At 63.9% G+C, this 16006-nt stretch carries 18 protein-coding genes; 4 read left to right on the top strand and 14 right to left on the bottom strand.

Annotated features, from left to right (window positions below):
* Positions 1-108 precede the first annotated feature (108 nt).
* The 3 genes from PG881_RS07680 (at position 109) to cdd (ending at position 2217) form a co-directional block, all read left to right on the top strand.
* Positions 109-465: a CidA/LrgA family protein gene (locus PG881_RS07680; RefSeq protein ID WP_270799049.1), complete on the top strand. Its 357-nt coding sequence runs from the start codon at positions 109-111 to the stop codon at positions 463-465.
* Positions 462-1148: an LrgB family protein gene (locus PG881_RS07675; protein WP_270799046.1), complete on the top strand. Its 687-nt coding sequence runs from the start codon at positions 462-464 to the stop codon at positions 1146-1148. The genes PG881_RS07680 and PG881_RS07675 overlap by 4 nt, the downstream gene beginning before the upstream one ends.
* Positions 1149-1335: 187 nt before the next feature.
* Positions 1336-2217: a cytidine deaminase gene (gene cdd, locus PG881_RS07670; RefSeq protein ID WP_130632544.1), complete on the top strand. Its 882-nt coding sequence runs from the start codon at positions 1336-1338 to the stop codon at positions 2215-2217.
* 84 nt (positions 2218-2301) lie between these two features.
* On the opposite strand, the gene PG881_RS07665 is transcribed toward cdd, so the two are convergent.
* From PG881_RS07665 to PG881_RS07655, 3 genes are all read right to left on the bottom strand, one after another.
* On the bottom strand, positions 2302-3966 hold the full coding sequence (locus PG881_RS07665; RefSeq protein ID WP_270799041.1) for an AMP-binding protein: 1665 nt from the start codon (positions 3964-3966) through the stop codon (positions 2302-2304).
* A gap of 97 nt (positions 3967-4063) precedes the next feature.
* Positions 4064-4342, bottom strand: a complete 279-nt coding sequence (locus PG881_RS07660; RefSeq protein ID WP_158197470.1) for a YfcL family protein — start codon at positions 4340-4342, stop codon at positions 4064-4066.
* Positions 4343-4452: 110 nt separating this feature from the next.
* Positions 4453-5568 carry an ATP-NAD kinase family protein gene (locus PG881_RS07655; protein ID WP_041216318.1) on the bottom strand — a complete coding sequence of 372 codons (1116 nt, stop codon included), beginning with the start codon at positions 5566-5568 and terminating at the stop codon, positions 4453-4455.
* A gap of 118 nt (positions 5569-5686) precedes the next feature.
* On the opposite strand from PG881_RS07655, the gene PG881_RS07650 reads away from it, so the two are divergent.
* Positions 5687-6421: a TerC family protein gene (locus tag PG881_RS07650; protein ID WP_016350476.1), complete on the top strand. Its 735-nt coding sequence runs from the start codon at positions 5687-5689 to the stop codon at positions 6419-6421.
* A gap of 57 nt (positions 6422-6478) precedes the next feature.
* Here PG881_RS07650 and PG881_RS07645 read toward each other — a convergent pair whose 3' ends face one another.
* The 11 genes from PG881_RS07645 to pspA all read right to left on the bottom strand — a co-directional run bounded on the left by PG881_RS07645 (position 6479) and on the right by pspA (position 15978).
* Positions 6479-6967, bottom strand: coding sequence for an OmpA family protein (locus PG881_RS07645; protein WP_017409647.1), 489 nt, complete (start codon positions 6965-6967; stop codon positions 6479-6481).
* Positions 6968-6969: 2 nt separating this feature from the next.
* Positions 6970-8238: a diguanylate cyclase domain-containing protein gene (locus PG881_RS07640; protein WP_043165233.1), complete on the bottom strand. Its 1269-nt coding sequence runs from the start codon at positions 8236-8238 to the stop codon at positions 6970-6972.
* Positions 8235-8816, bottom strand: a complete 582-nt coding sequence (locus tag PG881_RS07635) for a YfiR family protein (protein WP_060389642.1) — start codon at positions 8814-8816, stop codon at positions 8235-8237. Before PG881_RS07635 ends, PG881_RS07640 begins: the two co-directional genes overlap by 4 nt.
* Positions 8817-8981: 165 nt before the next feature.
* Entirely contained in the window at positions 8982-10529 is a 1548-nt protein-coding gene (tyrR, locus tag PG881_RS07630) for a transcriptional regulator TyrR (protein WP_016350472.1), read from the bottom strand.
* A gap of 134 nt (positions 10530-10663) precedes the next feature.
* The gene (locus tag PG881_RS07625; RefSeq protein WP_029303242.1) at positions 10664-11002 is read right to left on the bottom strand and encodes a 4a-hydroxytetrahydrobiopterin dehydratase; all 339 of its coding nucleotides are present in this window, start codon (positions 11000-11002) and stop codon (positions 10664-10666) included.
* A 54-nt stretch (positions 11003-11056) separates the two neighbouring features.
* Positions 11057-11851: a phenylalanine 4-monooxygenase gene (phhA, locus tag PG881_RS07620; RefSeq protein WP_011705758.1), complete on the bottom strand. Its 795-nt coding sequence runs from the start codon at positions 11849-11851 to the stop codon at positions 11057-11059.
* Positions 11852-12023: 172 nt separating this feature from the next.
* Positions 12024-13067, bottom strand: coding sequence for a YcjF family protein (locus PG881_RS07615; RefSeq protein WP_270799035.1), 1044 nt, complete (start codon positions 13065-13067; stop codon positions 12024-12026).
* Positions 13068-13135: 68 nt separating this feature from the next.
* Positions 13136-14542, bottom strand: coding sequence for a YcjX family protein (locus PG881_RS07610; RefSeq protein WP_270799033.1), 1407 nt, complete (start codon positions 14540-14542; stop codon positions 13136-13138).
* Between the two features lie 114 nt (positions 14543-14656).
* Complete coding sequence (gene pspC / locus PG881_RS07605; RefSeq protein WP_270799030.1) at positions 14657-15061, bottom strand: envelope stress response membrane protein PspC; 405 nt, start codon at positions 15059-15061, stop codon at positions 14657-14659.
* Positions 15058-15294 (bottom strand): envelope stress response membrane protein PspB, encoded by a 237-nt coding sequence (pspB, locus tag PG881_RS07600; protein ID WP_005300084.1) that lies wholly within the window; start codon positions 15292-15294, stop codon positions 15058-15060. The genes pspC and pspB overlap by 4 nt, the downstream gene beginning before the upstream one ends.
* Positions 15295-15297: 3 nt before the next feature.
* Positions 15298-15978, bottom strand: a complete 681-nt coding sequence (gene pspA / locus PG881_RS07595) for a phage shock protein PspA (protein ID WP_011705754.1) — start codon at positions 15976-15978, stop codon at positions 15298-15300.
* Positions 15979-16006 lie beyond the last annotated feature (28 nt).

The raw sequence follows: 16006 nt of genomic DNA, 5'->3' as shown, positions 1-16006 counted from the left end.
TCAGCCTCAAACGAACTGATTTCAGCTGTTATTGTTTTAATGCCGCGACCCGGCCTCTCTGGTAGACTGGCGTATTCCTTAGTTCACCGTTACCAAGATGGGGCTCCTGTGATCGCGCAACGTGCCTTGCTGTACCTTCGTGACTTTCTGGTCATCGTCGCCTGCCTGCTGGCGGGCAAAACCCTGGCAGCCATCCTGCCGTTTGCCTTCCCCGGCAGCATCATAGGCATGCTGCTGCTGTTCGTGCTGCTCTCCCTGCAGCTGGTGAAACTGCACTGGGTAGAACTCGGCGCCAGCCTGCTGCTGCGCCACATGGGGGTCCTGTTCGTGCCGGTGGCAGTCGGACTGGTGGCCTGGCTGGAGCCGCTGCGTCAATCCTTCGGCCTCATCATGCTCTGCATCGTGCTCGGGATCGTGCTGATCCTCGGCACCGTCGGCCGCCTCTACCAGAGGATGAACAAATGATCTTCTGGCTGGCCATTCCCTTGACCCTGGTGCTCTACTTCGCCACCCGGGCCCTCTATCGCAAGCTGCCCTGGCCCATCATCAACCCGGTGCTGGTGCCCACCGCCGTCATCATCGGCCTGCTGCTCTGGTTCGATCTGCCGCTGGAGCAGTACGAGAGCGGCACCCGCCCCATCACGGCGCTGCTGGAGCCGGCGGTGGTGGCGCTGGCACTGCCCCTTTATCAGCAGGCCCGCCAGATCCAGGCCAGGCTCAAGCCCATCCTAATCTGTACCCTGAGCTCGGTCTTGATCTCGGTCTGCACTACCTTGCTGATCGGTCATTTTATGGGCGCCGATCCGGCATTGCTGGCCTCGCTCACCACCAAATCCATCACCACGCCGCTCGCCATGAGCGTCAGCCAGTCCCTGGGCGGCATTCCCGCCATCGCCGCCGCCGTGGTGGTGGTGGTGGGGATCGTCGGCGCCCTGATCGGCTTCCCCCTGCTCAAACTGATGCGGGTCACCGACCCCGAAGCCCAGGGGCTGGCCATGGGGGCCTGCGCCCACGCCATCGGCACCGCCACCTCCGCCGAGCAGGGCATCACCCAGGGGGCCTTTGCCTCGCTGGCCATGGTGGTGTGCGGCATCCTCACCGCCGCCGTGGCCCCCCTGCTGTTTGCCATTTACCACTGGTTGAGCTGAAGAGCACCCTTTTCCGCGATGGCGGGCCTGCGGGCCCGCCGATGTGCGACCTGCCGCACAATTTGCACAAGACAAACGTTTCCATTACCATCCCCCTCCGTTTGCCCGTCAGGGCGTGAGCACGCTCACACATTTAGCCGAGCTTGCTCCCTACAATGGCCCCCCAATTGGCCTTTGAGGACACACTATGCATCCCCGTTTTGCCAAGCCACTCGATACCCTGTCCGCCCCGCTCAAGGCGGCGCTGCTGCCCATGCTGGGTGATGATTTCCAGGCTCGCTTCACCCCGGATCAGATCGCCACGCTGAAGGCCGCCACCGGTCTTGACGATCGCGCCCTGCGCCTGGCCCTGCTGCCGCTGGCCGCCGCCTGCTCGGTGGCCCCCATCTCCAAGTTCTTCGTCGGTGCCATCGCCTGCGGCCTGAGCGGCAACTGGTATTTCGGCGCCAACATGGAGTTTGCCGGTCAGGGGCTGTTCCACTCGGTCCATGCCGAGCAGTCTGCCATCTCCAACGCCTGGCTGGGCGGCGAGACCGGCATCTCTGAAATCACCGTCAACTACACCCCTTGCGGTCACTGCCGCCAGTTCATGAACGAGCTGAGCACCGCCAAGATCCTCAAGGTCTCCCTGCCGGATGACTTGAGCGCGCTGCAATCCTTCCTGCCCCACTCGTTCGGCCCGGCGGATCTGGACATCACGGACGCGCTGATGAGCCCGCAGGCCCACGACGAGCTCACGCTTGAGAGCGACGATCCGCTGTGGCAGGCCGCGCTGGCCGCCGCCCGCCAGAGCTACGCCCCCTACAGCCAGGGCTATGCCGCGGTGGCGCTGCAGTTCGCCGACGGTCGCATCTTCTGCGGTCGCTACGCCGAAAACGCCGCCTTCAACCCCAGCCTGCCGCCAATGCAGATGGCCTGCGCCCACGCGGTACTGGGTGGCGAAGATCTCGCTACCATCCGCCGCGCCGTGCTGCTGGAGAGCAAGGATGGCCAGATCAGCCAGCAGGACTCCGCCCGCGCCACCCTCAAGGCGCTCGGTTCGGTCGAGCTGGAGTATCAGGCGGTCTGACCTGCCGTTGCCTGAAACAACAAGGGGAGCCAGTGGCTCCCCTTGTTGTTTTATGGTGTTCAGCAGCAAGCCTGCCGGGCCCCGTCAGGACTCCCAGATGATGCTCTGGGAAGAGGACCAGGCGTCGCCGAGATCGGCATACTTCTGCTCCAGCAGGTGGCGGCGGATCTTCATGGTCGGGGTGAGCACCCCGTTCTCGATGTTCCAGGGGCTCTTCACCACCAGGATGCCGCGGATTTTGGCGTGGGACTCCAGCTGCTCGTTGACCCGATTGCGGGCCGCCTCCAGCTGGGCATTGATCTTGGAGCGATCCCCCTTCATGGCGCTCTCCGCCAGCTGCACCAGCGCCACCGGCTGCGGCATGCCGTAGCCAATCACGCACAGTTGCTCGATGATGGGCTCCTGGCCGAGCAGCCCCTCAATGGGCACCGGCGCCACATACTTGCCCTTGGCAGTCTTGAACACGTCCTTCATGCGGCCGGTGATGGTGAGATAACCCTCCCGATCCAGCTTGCCCATGTCGCCGGTGTGCAGCCAGCCCTCTTCGTCGATGGCTTCACGGCTGTGCTCGGGATCCTTGTAATAACCCAGCATCATCCCCTCGCAGCGACAGAGGATCTCCCCTTCGTCGGAGATCTTGATGGTGACCCCCGGCCCCGCCTTGCCGACCGTGCCTATCTTGTCGGCCCTAAACGGGTAGTTGAGGGTGGAGAAGGCGTGGTTCTCGGTCATGCCCCAGGCCTCGGTGATCTCGATACCGATACTGTGGTACCACTCGAGCAGGGCCGGTGCCACCGGCGCCGAGCCACAGCCCAGCACCCGCGCCTGATCCAGCCCCAGCCCCTTTTGCAGCTTGCGCTTGATGAGGCCCGACACGAACGGGATCTTGAGCAGCAGCTCGAGTTTCTTCTGGGGCAGTTTTTCGTGGATCTTGATGCGGAACATGGCCCACAGCCGTGGCACCGAGATGAACACGGTGGGACGGCAGCGCTTGACGTCCTCGATGAAGGTATCGAGGGACTCGGGGAAGGCGATCTCGGCGCGGCCATAGAGGCTGCCGCCATAGACATAGACCCGCTCGGTGATGTGGGCCAGCGGCAGGTAGGAGAAGCCGCGATCCTGCTCGCACAGCCCGACCGCCTCCACCAGCTTCTCGCACGACCAGGCGTAGCGCTCGACGCTCAGCATGGCCCCTTTCGGCTTACCGGTACTGCCGGAGGTGTAGACCAGGCTCAGCAGGGAGTCCGGAGCCTGCCCCGGGCTGTCCGGGATGGGTTCGTGTTGCTCCAGCAGATCGTCCCACTGGTGGGCCGCCGGCATGGTGTCATAGGGAAAGGCGATGCGCAGCAATTCGGCGGGTACCCCCGCCTCCTGGCTCTTCCAGTCATCTAGCTTGCCGACGAAAATCGCCTTGGCCTCGCTGTGACGCAGCACGTATTCGATGGTGTCGACGTTGGCGGTGGGGTAGATGGGCACGCTCACGTACTGCCCCATCTGCATGGCGAGATCGGCGATGAACCACTGGGCGCAGTTCTTGGAGAGCAGCGCCACCTTGTCGCCGGCCACCAGCCCCAGCTGACGCAACGCAGTCACCATGCGGCGGGCCTCGTCAGCGACCTCACCCCAGGTGAAGTCCAGGTATTCGCGGTTGATGGTTTGACGCAGATAGACTCGGTCAGGACACTGCCGCTCCCATTGGTAGAGCATTTCGAGCGGCAGTTTATTGGCAATACGCGAGGAGGAAGCCATAGTTTAATCCCTGAAACAAAAGGCGAAACTTATTATTAACCTTTCACTAACTTCAGGGAAGAATAAACTCAAACTTCTGTTTGAACTGTGTAACCGATCAAGCTTCTGCTTGTTGTTGCAAACGAATCCACATTGCCTGCACCAGCTTCTCGTCCTGCTCGGAGAGTTCCCCCTGCAGGATGGCCTCGTTCAGGCTGCGCAGCACATAACTCTTTACATCCCGTACCAGGGTCTTGCCTTCCAGCTCGGCCCGCGCCACCGCCAGCGAGATGTGGCCGCGCAGATAACCCCCGGCAAACAGCTCATCCTCGGTCGCCGTGGCCACCATGCTGTCTATCAGTCCCAACAACTTGTGCTCAAATTCATGAATCGTCATTTAACGCAGCCTCATTTTCCGGGGTTGCCGGCAAAATAATTCGGGGGAGTGGAACCGCGATCCGGTTGATCACGGCTCTCTGGCGCCAGGCCAGCCGCATCCTTGATGTCCTATTCCGGGTTGGCCACCGGGTAGATGACCTGATCCTTGTATCCCGTGGTGATCCGCAGATAACCACTTAACGACCGGTTCAGCGCCGGGTCATCGGTATCCACCAGCAAGGGCCTGCCCGCAAGGGCCGCCAGCTTGGCTTTGGTGGCCAGGACCTGGATCTGGTCCCGCCCGACGGCCCGCAACACCTCTGGACTCAGTTGCTGATTTCCGCGCCCGAACAGATGTCCCTGACCGCCGATCAGGGTAATGATCAGCCGGCAGCGACGGCCACGGATCCGGGTCAGGATCTCGGCGGCGGACAGATCCTGCCCGATAAGCCGGCCATTTTCCACCAGATCCACACCGAGCAGGGTATTTTCGAGGCCGAGCTCCGTCATGCAGGCCGCCACCGTGCTGCCGGAGCCCATCAGATAGAGGGTATCGGGCTCCATCTGCTCGACCACACCGGCGGCGATGTCCGCCAGCACCAGCTCTTCAGACTCGCGCCCCCCCTGCTTGACCGCCTGCACATAGCGCAGATCGCCGGGCACCTGCAGCTGGCCGTAATGGCGGGCGCGCACCTTGCCGGCGCGAAACGCCTCCTCGTCGATGTCCATCACCTCGGCATCCACCAGACTCAGCAGCTCGCCGGCGATCATCCGGGCCGCCACTCGGCCGCTGGCAGCGGGCGTCACCCCATAGACCCCGGAGTGGATCTTGCAGCCGGCCGGAATGCCGAGCACGTGGCACGCCTCCCCCACCGCCGCACAGATGTCCCGCGCGGTGCCGTCACCGCCAGCAAACAGCAGCAGATCGACGCCCGCCTCGCGCATCCGTTCGGCGGCGATGCGGGTATCGGCCGCCGTGGTGGCTGCTGCCGCGGGCTGATAGACGATGCGGCAAGGCAGACCGAGCTCGCCGGCAAGCTCGGCCCCCATCTCGCCCGCCACCGTCAACAGCTCGAAGCGGTCCGCCAGTTCACACAGTGGCAGCAGCGCCTGACGGGTCCGCTCGCGGGCCTTGGGGACGGCGCCACGGGCCAGCGCCTCGGCCACCATGCCGTCACTGCCCTTGAGTCCGACCGCGCCGCCGATGCCGGCGACCGGATTGATGATGAGTCCTAAACGAAACATATGTCCCTCCCGTTGGATGGCCGCCATTTTTATCTTTTCCTGCCACTGGGACAAGCCATAACCCCCTGTTAGAATGCGCGGCTTCAACCCTCAATCAAAGTTCAACCAAGGTTCAATCATGCTGGAATGGATTGCAGACCCCTCCGCCTGGGTCGCGCTCGCCACCCTGACCCTGCTCGAGATCGTACTGGGCATCGACAACATCATCTTTATCTCCATCTTGGTCGGCCGCCTGCCGGAGGCGCAGCGCCAGAAGGCGCGGATCCTGGGACTGGGTCTCGCCATGGGTACTCGCATCCTGTTGCTGCTCTCCCTGGCCTGGGTGATGCGTCTCACCGAGCCGTTGTTCACCGTGCTGGGCGAGGCCATCTCGGGCCGCGATCTCATCCTGCTGCTGGGGGGTCTGTTCCTCATCGGCAAGAGTGCCCACGAAATCCACGCCACCCTGGAGGGCGCCGCCGAGCCTGAGAGCGTGAGCGCCGCCGCGTCCGGCTTCATCAGCACCCTGATCCAGATCGCCATTCTCGACATCGTCTTCAGCCTGGATTCGGTCATCACCGCCGTGGGCATGGCGGATCACGTGCCGGTCATGGTGCTGGCCATCATGATCGCCGTCTTCATCATGATGTTCGCCGCCAAGGCCATCGGCGATTTCGTCGACAACCACCCCACCATCAAGATGCTGGCCCTTTCCTTCCTCACTCTGGTCGGTTTCGCGCTGATGGCCGAGGGGATGGATCTGCACATTCCGAAGGGCTACATCTACTTCGCCATGGCCTTCTCGCTGACGGTGGAGATGATCAACATCCGCCTGCGCAGTCACCACGACCGCGAAAAGCTCAAGCAGGAATAACTGTGAGCCACAAAAAAGAGCGCCATCAGGCGCTCTTTTTTTATCTACACAACCATGTCATTCATTGCTGATGACAATCGCCACGCGGCGGTTCTCGGCCCGACCGGCAGCCGTCTTGTTGTCGGCGATCGGATCGCGTTCACCACGGCCCCGGATGTCCAGGTTGGCCTGCGGCATACCCACCGAGACCAGCACGTCGGCCACCGACTGCGCCCGCTTGTACGAGAGCTGATCGTTATAGTCCGCCGCCCCGTTGGAGTCGGTATGACCATCGATCCGCGCCCGGTTCAAGCCTACCTCCTGCAGGGTCTTGCCCAGTTTTTCCACCACCACACGGGTCTTGGGGGTCAGGGCACCAGCGTTGTTGGCAAACAGCACACGGTTGGAGAAGTCCAGAGTCCAACCCTCGTCGGTCAGGCGAAAGCCTTGCTCCTTGAGTACGGCGATCTGCTCTGCGGTCAGGCCGTGGGGGGCGCTTTGGCACCCCGCCAGCACGCTCAACAGCAGACCGATCAAGCCGGTTTTCATCAGGACATGGATCTTCATTGTTATTTTTCCTCAGCAGAGACATCGAATTCCAGCTGGTCATGGAGCGCAAGCTCCCGACGCAGCCGTTTGGCTTGGTACATGGCATGGTCCGCCTGCTGCAGCAGATCGGCGGCGGTCAGCCCCTGATCCGGATACAGCGCGATCCCGATGCTGACGGCAGCCAGCAGCTGGCTGCCATCCCCCAGTACCACGGGGTCTGCCATGGCCTGCTGGATGCGGGTTACCACATCTTCCGCCTCGCCCACCTGGGACAAGGGGGTCAGCAGGATGGCAAACTCGTCGCCCCCCAGACGGCATACCAGATCCATCGGCCGCAGCTGATGTTGTATCCGTCTGGCCAGGGCGATCAGCACGTCATCCCCGGCGGCATGGCCCAGGGTGTCGTTAATCTGCTTGAAGCGATCACAATCGAGGTAGAGCAGTGCAAAGCGCTCATCATGCAGCCGGCCGGTGGTCACTGCCTGATCCAGACGAGCCTCAAACAGAGCACGATTGGGCAAGCCGGTCAAGGCGTCATGGGTGGCCTGGTGCAGCAGGCTGGCATTCTCCCGCCGCTGGTGAGCCTGCCAGGCTTCCAGTTCGTCGAGCAGGGAGTTGAAATCCTGGCCGAGCGCGTGCAGCTCGGCGATGTTGGCCTCGGGCACCCGCATGGCGAGGATCCGCTGGCGGCTGACGCTGTGGGCTACCTGGGCCAGATCCTTGAGGGGCGCCGTGAGGGAGTTTTGCATCCGGCGCGCCACGTAGAGCGCCCCCAGGGTGCTGAGCACCAGGCAGAGCAGCATCGCCAGCAGGGTCTGCAACAGGAACAGCAGCAGGTATTGGCCGTGCCCCACCAGATGAATGCGGGCGATCTCCACCCCGCCCCGCAGCATGGGCTGATCCACCGGCCCCGGCAGAATGAGCCGCGCCAGATACTGTTCAAGACCGGACCAGGGGGTGCTCATGGCCCGGCTCCAGCTGGCCAGCAACTGGCCGCTCGGCAGATAGATGCTGGCCCGCGCCACATCTTCGTGGGTGGTGATGGCCTGCAGCGCCTCGCGGGCCGCCTCTTCGTCGTGGAACACCACGGCCGCTTCGCTGGTGTAACTGATGGCCCGCGCCACCAGTTCCAGGTTGTGATCCGCATAGAGCCGCAGCGCCAGCAGGGCGATGCCGGTCAGCAGTACACCGGCCATGCAGACCGCCGTCAGGGACGTCACCAGGTGGGTGCGTCCCAGACTCTGTCGCAAGGTGAGGCGCTGGTTGGGGGGGCGGAACAAGCCGATCATGAACCCCCCTCATCGGCCTTGGCCAGCTTGAGCACGGCGGGATGTACCCGCACCCCGCTCCTGGCCAGGGCATCCAGATTGACCCGAAAACGGATCCGCTCCTTGCCGATCTGCAGGCAGAAGACGGAGTCGGCCACGCACTCGGTGCTGTGCTCGCTGATGCTGAGAATGGGGTAGCCGCGCAGCCGCTCGAACAGCGGCAGCCGTCGCTCGGGGGACAATACCCCCAGATAGAGCACGTCACACTGGGGGCCGATCGCCTTGTCATCGACGTCGTAGCGATGGACTGTGACCGGCCGGCCGTTGGCCTGCTGCTTGATGGAGAAGAGCGCAGTGGCGTACTCCGTCGGCGCCGCCACGCACAGGCGCAGCTCGCTCGGCTCGGTCGGCCAGCGGGTGTAGCTGAGAATGTCGAGCACGGTCTGGCGCACCTGCTCGGCTCGCAGCTCGGCCGAGGTCAGGGGGGGCGGCTCGGTGGAGAGGGCCAGCGTGCAAACCAGCGGCGCCAACCACGCCAGGATCCGGATCAGTGAAAAAGAGTGCATCGTGCCTGCGCTTAAGCCCACATCAGCACCCATGAAGGGCGGTTGCCCGCGAGGGGTGAGCCGGATGGAAATAGTATTGAACTTGTCAGCAGCATGACAAGGCGCAGCCGACAGAGCAAGGGGCTGACCGGGCCGGCATCACAATAATGACGAGGGCCCACCCGTGCGTGAGCCCTGCAATAAAGTGCATTCATGGGGTTACTTCTTGTTGATCCCGTATTCCCGCAACTTGTTGGCGATGGCGGTGTGCGACACGCCAAGCCGTTTGGCCAGCTGGCGGGTGGAGGGGAATGCCGGGTAGAGCCGCTCCAGCAGCCGGCTCTCGAAGCGCTTCACCGCCTCGTCCAGTCCCCCTTCGAACCACTCGTCGATGAGCGGCATGGCGTCGGCCGCCACCGGCAGATCCACGTGCTCAGGGCCGATCTCGTCCCCTTCCAGCAAGGTCATGGCGCGGTAGAGGCAGTTGCGCAGCTGGCGCACGTTGCCCGGCCAGCGGTAGGCGGTCAGGTATTCGGCCATGTTGCGGGTAAAGCGCGGGCGCGGGCGCTGCAGTTCGCTGGCAAAGCGCGAGACGAATTGCTGGGCCAGCGCCATGATGTCAGCCTTGCGCTCGCGCAGCGGCGGCAGCGCCAGACTCAGCACGTTGAGGCGATAGTAGAGGTCTTCCCGGAACTTGCCCTCGTGCACCAGATCCAGCAGCTGCTTCTGGGTGGTGCAGATGAAGCGCACGTTGACCTTCACCTCCTGCTCGTCACCAACCCGGCGGAACACGCCATCTTGCAGCACCCGCAGGAACTTGGTCTGCAGATGGGGGGACATGTCGCCGATCTCGTCCAGCATCAGGGTGCCGCCGCTCGCCAGCTCCAGCACCCCGCGCTTGCCCTCGGTGTTGTTGCCAAAGGCGCCGGGGGCGTAACCGAACAGCTCGCTCTCGGCCACGTTGTCCGGCATGGCCGCGCAGTTCAGCGCCATGAAGGGGTGGCTGGAGCGCAGGCTGGCACCGTGACAGGCGCGGGCCAGCAGCTCCTTGCCGGTACCGGTCTCGCCGACGATGAGCAGCGGCGCATCCTGCATCGCCAGCTTGCTCGCCTGGGCCAGCACCTGTTTCATCTTCTGGCTCTCGGCCTGCAGGTGCTCAAAGCCCCCCACTTCCACCGCGTGCAGCGCGCTGAAGTGCATGCCGACCCGGCGAGCGGATTTGAGCACCACCACGGCGCCGGCCAGGGCCTGTCTGCCCTTCTCTTCGGCCACGAACAGCGGCATCAGATCCGCCAGATACTCTTCGCCATTGATGCTGAGCTTGCAGGTCTGCGGCCGGATCTCGCTCGCTTCCAGCCAGCGGCTGAAGGAGAAGCCCTTGACCAGGGAGCCGAGCGCCGCGCCACGCACCTCCTCCACCGGCAGGGCCAGGGTGGTGAGGGCGGATTGGTTGGCCTGGGTCACCTTGCCCTTGGCATCGAGGGAGAAGACCAGATCCGGCAGCGCCTTGAGCAGCGCCTCAATCTCGTGGTGCTCGCGCTCGGAGGGCATGTAGGGGATGGTCTTGACGTCATAGACCCCGGGAATGCGGCGGATCTCCGGCATCAGGTGCTGGAAATCACGAAACTCCAGCTCGGGAAAGTTGAGATAGATGATGCCTGAGGTATCGATTTCGATGCCGCGCAGATCGATGTTGTGCTCCACCAGACGGTCGAGCAGTTCCCGGGTCAGGCCCAGGCGGTCTTCACAGCTGACTTCAAGACGCATTCGGGACACACTTCCTAGCTAACTCTATGAATGACCGGATAATACAGACTCGATCCCGCCAGTGCGAGCGCCAGCCCATAAAAATGCGGGCCCGCCCCGTTTTCACCGGGCAGGCCCGCGCCATCTACAGACGTTTATTTGAGCAGCTGGTCGGTGCGCGCCGCCATGATGAAGTCGTTGCGGTGTAATCCACCTATCTTGTGGGTCCACCAGCTGACGGTCACCTTCCCCCATTCGGTCAGGATTGCCGGATGATGAAACTCCGCCTCTGCCAGTTCACCCAGCCGATTGGTGAAGGCGAGCGCCTCCTTGAAGTTGCGAAAGGTGAATTCGCGCCGCAGTTGCAGCTCACCTTTTACCACCAGCGGCTGCCAGTCGGGGATGAGGCGCATCAGTTCGCTCAGCTCCTGCTCGCTCACCTTGGGGGCATCGGCGCGGCACGCTTCACACTGCTGGCTGGCCAGTTCGGACATGGGACTCTCCTTGTGTATCGATGAAAAGGGGGTAATCAAACACCGGCGGGCGGCTCAGCTCGCCTGCTTGCCGCCGGCCGGTGCAAAACGGGGAGGACGCAGCCCCAGACGGCGCGCCTCGGCCACCATGGCCATGATGTCCTGCTCCGCCAGACGATAGAGCTCGCCAAGCTCGGGCAGCACGAAATAGGTGGGCTGCATGATGTCGATGCGATACGGGGTGCGCAGCACTTCAATGGGATCAAAGGGTTGCAGCACGGGTTGGCCGCCGAGAGCATAGGCGGTTTCGCCGATGGAGGAGAGAATGCCGCCGCCATAGATGCGCAGCCCGTCTGCCGTGGCCAGCAGGCCAAACTCCACCGTGAACCAGTAGAGCCGCGCCAGAAAGACCCGCTCCTCCTTGCCGGCCCGCAGGCCAAGCTGGCCGTAGACATGGGTGAAATGGGCGAAGGCGGGGTTGGTCAGCATGGCGCAGTGGCCGAAGATCTCGTGGAAGATGTCGGGCTCCTGCAGATAATCGAGCTCGTCCCGGCGGCGAATAAAGGTGGCCACCGGAAACTGGCGGTTGGCCAGCAGGGCAAAGAAGCGGTCAAAGGAAATGAGCGCCGGTACCGCCGCTACCGACCAGCCGGTGGCCGGTTGCAGCACGGCGTTGATCTGGGCCAGCTGGGGGATCCGATCCCGGGGCAGGTCGAGCCGCGCCAGCCCGGCCTGGTACTCGTCACAGGCCTTGCCCTCGAGCGCCGCCAGCTGGCGTGCGATCAGGATCTGCCAGGTGCCGTGCTCCTCGTCCGAGTAGTGGATCGTGCCCGCTTCATCCGGCTGGTGGGCGGTGTAGAGACTTGCCATGGGTGACTCCATCCTCTGGGTTGCGACCCGCCATCCGGGCGGTGTGGCGCCATTGCGCGATGGGATCACTGTAACGGTTTGCCCCCCAAAAAAGCAGCCGACCCAAGGGTCGGCTGCGGCGGATAATTGTAAATAATTTGTGACAACCACAATCGAACCCCTGGCCTGCCGTTTACCCCTTGTTGAGGTAGCCCGCCAGCTGACCGATCAGCCGCTTGCGCAGCTCACCAAGCCTGGGTTTCTCGTCCGCGCACCAGGGCAGCGGGCGACACGCCTCTATGGTGCGCAGGCCGAGGCGAGCGGTGAGCAGGCCGGCCCCTACCCCTTGGGCAGCGCGGGCGGAGAGCTTGGCGGTAAGCTCAGCCCCCAGCAAGTCCATCCCCACCTCGGTCACCAGCTCGGTGGCGCCGGCGTAGAGCATGTTGCGAAACACCTGACGAATGAGGCGAATGCGGCTCCAGTAGCCGAGCTCGATGGCGTAGACGTCGGCAATGTCCTCGATCATCCGCAGGTTGCGCCACAACATCAGCATCATGTCGACGGTGGCGAGCGGGCTCAGGGCCACCAGCACGGCGGCCTCCCCCGACCATTTGGCCACCCGCGCCTGGGCCAGCTTGTCCCGCTCGGTCAGCACCAGCTGACTGTAGAGGGTCAGCACTTCCCGATCGCTGTGACTCTCGTCGAGCTGTGACAGCCAATTGCGATACCCCTCCCGCCCCTTGTCGCCACTCTTCTCGGCGAGCGCCTCGCAAAAAGCCTGCCCCTGCCCGACGCCCTGACGGGCCAGCAGATCGTCGGCACGGGAGCGCACATCCTGGCGCCGCTTGAGGGTGCGCAGCCGCAGCCACTCACGCCCCGCCACACCTGCCGTGCCTACGGCCACCAGACCGGAGGCCAGCAACCAGGCGCTGCCCCAGAGCGGGGTGGTGAGCAACTGGTCGTAGAGAAAGGCGCCATACTGGCCCAGTGACAACAGGCCAACCGCCCCCAGTCCCCAGCCAAGCAGCCGGTGCCGCCGGCGCGGCTTGATGGTGAGAGCGGGCTCCACCTCGGTGAATGCCTCCAGCTCGTCGAGGCACTCGAAACTCGCCTCTTCCAGCCGCTGGGCGGGTGCAGGCTGTCGCTCGTCGCTGGCCACAGTCAAGGCGGGCTCCAGGATCACCTTGCCCTGCAGCGGAGGCGGTTCGGCCACCGTCGGTTTTCTCTGATCGTTCATCTTTTTGCTTGCTCCTCCACGCGGCCGTGCAGCCATGCCTTGCTACCTACATTGCCGCACAGCCTGGGTTATTCGAGGTGATCCCCGAGCAGAAACTCCAGCGCAGCGTCGAGCCGGATATGAGGCAGCGCCTGATGGGCACTCATGGGCAGGGGGCGAAACGCCTGGAAATCAAAGCCCTGATTGTTCCACCACTGGGCCGGTGGAATATGAGGCGGCACCTCCCCCGGAAACAGCAATAACGGCTCGCCGGCGAGGCTGGTGCCACGGATGGCGGGAAACTCACGGCCATTGGCCACCCCCTTGCCCACCTCGGTCGCCTTGATGGCGGCGAGCGCCAGACACTCTGTGGTGATCCCCTCAAAGCGCGCCTGACCCCGACCGCTGCGCACCAGATGCTGGAGCAGGGAGACCATGGGGCCGTGCTGCTCTGGGGTGACGTGATCGGCCTTGCTCGCCACGAACAGCAGCTTGTCGATGCGCGGCGAGAAGAGCCGCCGCCACCAGTTGCTCTTGCCGTAGGCAAAGCTCTCCATGATGCGGGCGATGGCCTGCTGCATGTCGCCAAAGCTGGCCGCCCCGGCGTTGAGGGGCTGCAGGCAATCCACCAGCACGATCTGGCGATCGAAACCCGCAAAGTGCTGCTCATAAAAACCCTGTACCAGGTGTTGCTTGTACTGCTCGAAGCGCTGCTTGAGGGTGGCGTAGAGGGTGCCATCGGCGGGCTCGCCAACTGGCGGCTCCCACACCCAGGGCACGAACTGCAGCAGGGGGGCGCCGGCATACTCCCCCGGCAGCACAAAGCGACCGGGCTGGATGAGGTGCAGCCCCAGCTCCCGCTTGCAGGCGTGCAGGTAGTCGGTGTAGCGCTCGGCAAGCTGTGCGACCGGTCGCTCTTCAAAAGGCTGCACAGCCTGCCACTCCGGCGCCAGCCAGCCAGCGGCAAGGGCCTGCAGCTCGGGGCGGCGCAACTGGTCGCGCACCTGCTCGCTCCACTGCTCGTAACTGAGTTCCAAGAGCGGCAAGTCCAGCAGCCACTCCCCCGGGTAATCCACCAGATCCACATAGAGGGTGGAGATCTCCCCCAGATGCTTGCGCAAGGGATGGCGGGTGCGATAGCGAATTTCGAGGCGTACCTCGGCCACCCCGCGGGTCGGCTCGGGCCAGGCGGGCGGCTCGCCAAACAGGGCGTCGAGGCCGCGCTCGTAGGCAAAGGTGGGAATATGGGCGTTTTGCTGTGGCACCCGGCGGGCGCCGAGAATGCGCCCCTGACGCAGGGCATCCCACAACGGCAAACGGCCATCGATGGCCGCGTGTTCCAGCTGGTTGACCAGCGCCGTGATAAAGGCGGTCTTGCCGCTGCGGGAGAGGCCGGTCACCGCCAGCCGCAGGTGGCGATCCCGTACCCGGTTCACCACGTCTGTGGCCCTGTGCTGCAAGAGCGACCACTTTTGTTCCAGTGTGTTGCGTATCAAGGCTTGTTCAATCCCTCAATTCGATCGTCGGTTTCAGGTGTGCCAGCCATGTCGGGTCTTGGGATCCCGTTCAAGAGAGGGGCCTCGCTCAATCGGCGAGACCCGGGCCAGAGGTCACAGCTTGCTGAACTCCCGCTGCAGGGTGAACTCCTTGGAGGTCACCAGCTTCTCGATGCGCTGCAATCTCGGCTCCAGGGTATCTAGCTCCTGTGCGATGCGGCCCAGCGCCTGATGAGGGGTGACACCAGCCTGCCAGCTGCGCGCCTTCATCCGCACCTCGGCAAACTCCCCCTCTTCGTTTTCATAGAGAGTGACCGGCCGCTTGTCGAGCAGAAACCAGGCGGCCACGTAGGCGGTGAAGGTGATGAAACCGGCGAAGATGAGGCCGCTGATGGCCAACAGCCGCACGATCCAGGTCTCCACCCCGAAGTACTCTGCCAGACCGGCGCAGACCCCGGCTATCTTGCCGCGCTGGGGGTCACGATAGAGGTTGCGCCCCTCTTTGCTCCACTGCGTCATACCTTGTTCCTCCAGCCCGGGACTTCCGCATCCAGAATCGACTCCAGGGCACCGACCCGCTCCTGCATCTTCTCGGCACGCACCAGCAGCCCCTGCAGCTGTTCACGCTCGCCATCGGCAAGACCGGCGCCAATGCGTCCCTTGGCGCGGTAGTGCAGCACCAGCCAGATGGGGGCCACCACCACCATGAAGACCACCATGGGAACCATCAATACACCCAGCAGATCTTCCATCTGTTACTCCCCCTGTTTCGGCGTGGTATCGCCTTGACCCAGCTTCTGGCGCATGGCCTCGAGCTCTTTGCTGATCTGATCGTCCGCTTCCAGTTCGGCAAACTGCTGGGCCAGCGCCTTGTCGGACTGTCCCAGATCGGCGCGGGCCTCCATCTCGTCGATGCGGCGCTCCATGCGCTCGAACTTGCTCACCACCGCCTGGCTGTCGCCACGGGCGACCTGGCTCTGCACGTTGAGACGGCTGCTGGCCGCTTCGCTGCGAATGGCCATCGCCTTCTGGCGGGCTCGGGCGTCTTCCAGCTTGGCTTCCAGCTGACGGATCTCCTCCCCCAGCTTGGCGATGCCGCTGTCCACCGCCTGCTGCTCGCGCTCGAGGCCGTCGGCCAGCTCGGCCTGCTTCTTCTTCTCGATAAGCGCCGCGCGGGCCAAGTCTTCCCGTCCCTTGCTCAGGGCCAGCTCGGCCTTGCCCTGCCACTCGGCGACCCGCTCCTGATGGCGGCTGACCTGGCGGCCAATCTCTTTCTGGTTGGCGAGGAAGCGGGCCAGATTGGAGCGCTCCTTCACCAGCTCGTCTTCCATCTCCTGGATGATCAGGCGCACCATCTTCTGGGGATCTTCTGCCTTGTCGAGCAGGGCCGTCAGGTTGGAATTGATGATGTCGGCCAGGCGGGAAAAAATACTCATGATTGTACTCCTGTGGTTGGCATACGTT

Source organism: Aeromonas sp. QDB54, from assembly GCF_027707385.1.
In the GTDB taxonomy this organism is placed as follows: domain Bacteria; phylum Pseudomonadota; class Gammaproteobacteria; order Enterobacterales; family Aeromonadaceae; genus Aeromonas; species Aeromonas hydrophila.
The sequence above is the reverse complement of the archived record's forward strand: the minus strand, read 5'-3'. Positions and strand labels throughout refer to the sequence as shown.

What these genes read in the sequence shown, in the direction of transcription:
- PG881_RS07675 (WP_270799046.1), top strand. Translation starts at nt 462, where the DNA reads ATGATCTTCTGGCTGGCCATTCCCTTGACCCTGGTGCTCTACTTCGCC.
- cdd (WP_130632544.1), top strand. Translation starts at nt 1,336, where the DNA reads ATGCATCCCCGTTTTGCCAAGCCACTCGATACCCTGTCCGCCCCGCTC.
- PG881_RS07665 (WP_270799041.1), bottom strand. Translation starts at nt 3,966, where the DNA reads ATGGCTTCCTCCTCGCGTATTGCCAATAAACTGCCGCTCGAAATGCTC.
- PG881_RS07660 (WP_158197470.1), bottom strand. Translation starts at nt 4,342, where the DNA reads ATGACGATTCATGAATTTGAGCACAAGTTGTTGGGACTGATAGACAGC.
- PG881_RS07655 (WP_041216318.1), bottom strand. Translation starts at nt 5,568, where the DNA reads ATGTTTCGTTTAGGACTCATCATCAATCCGGTCGCCGGCATCGGCGGC.
- PG881_RS07650 (WP_016350476.1), top strand. Translation starts at nt 5,687, where the DNA reads ATGCTGGAATGGATTGCAGACCCCTCCGCCTGGGTCGCGCTCGCCACC.
- PG881_RS07645 (WP_017409647.1), bottom strand. Translation starts at nt 6,967, where the DNA reads ATGAAGATCCATGTCCTGATGAAAACCGGCTTGATCGGTCTGCTGTTG.
- PG881_RS07640 (WP_043165233.1), bottom strand. Translation starts at nt 8,238, where the DNA reads ATGATCGGCTTGTTCCGCCCCCCCAACCAGCGCCTCACCTTGCGACAG.
- PG881_RS07635 (WP_060389642.1), bottom strand. Translation starts at nt 8,816, where the DNA reads ATGGGTGCTGATGTGGGCTTAAGCGCAGGCACGATGCACTCTTTTTCA.
- tyrR (WP_016350472.1), bottom strand. Translation starts at nt 10,529, where the DNA reads ATGCGTCTTGAAGTCAGCTGTGAAGACCGCCTGGGCCTGACCCGGGAA.
- PG881_RS07625 (WP_029303242.1), bottom strand. Translation starts at nt 11,002, where the DNA reads ATGTCCGAACTGGCCAGCCAGCAGTGTGAAGCGTGCCGCGCCGATGCC.
- phhA (WP_011705758.1), bottom strand. Translation starts at nt 11,851, where the DNA reads ATGGCAAGTCTCTACACCGCCCACCAGCCGGATGAAGCGGGCACGATC.
- PG881_RS07615 (WP_270799035.1), bottom strand. Translation starts at nt 13,067, where the DNA reads ATGAACGATCAGAGAAAACCGACGGTGGCCGAACCGCCTCCGCTGCAG.
- pspC (WP_270799030.1), bottom strand. Translation starts at nt 15,061, where the DNA reads ATGACGCAGTGGAGCAAAGAGGGGCGCAACCTCTATCGTGACCCCCAG.
- pspB (WP_005300084.1), bottom strand. Translation starts at nt 15,294, where the DNA reads ATGGAAGATCTGCTGGGTGTATTGATGGTTCCCATGGTGGTCTTCATG.
- pspA (WP_011705754.1), bottom strand. Translation starts at nt 15,978, where the DNA reads ATGAGTATTTTTTCCCGCCTGGCCGACATCATCAATTCCAACCTGACG.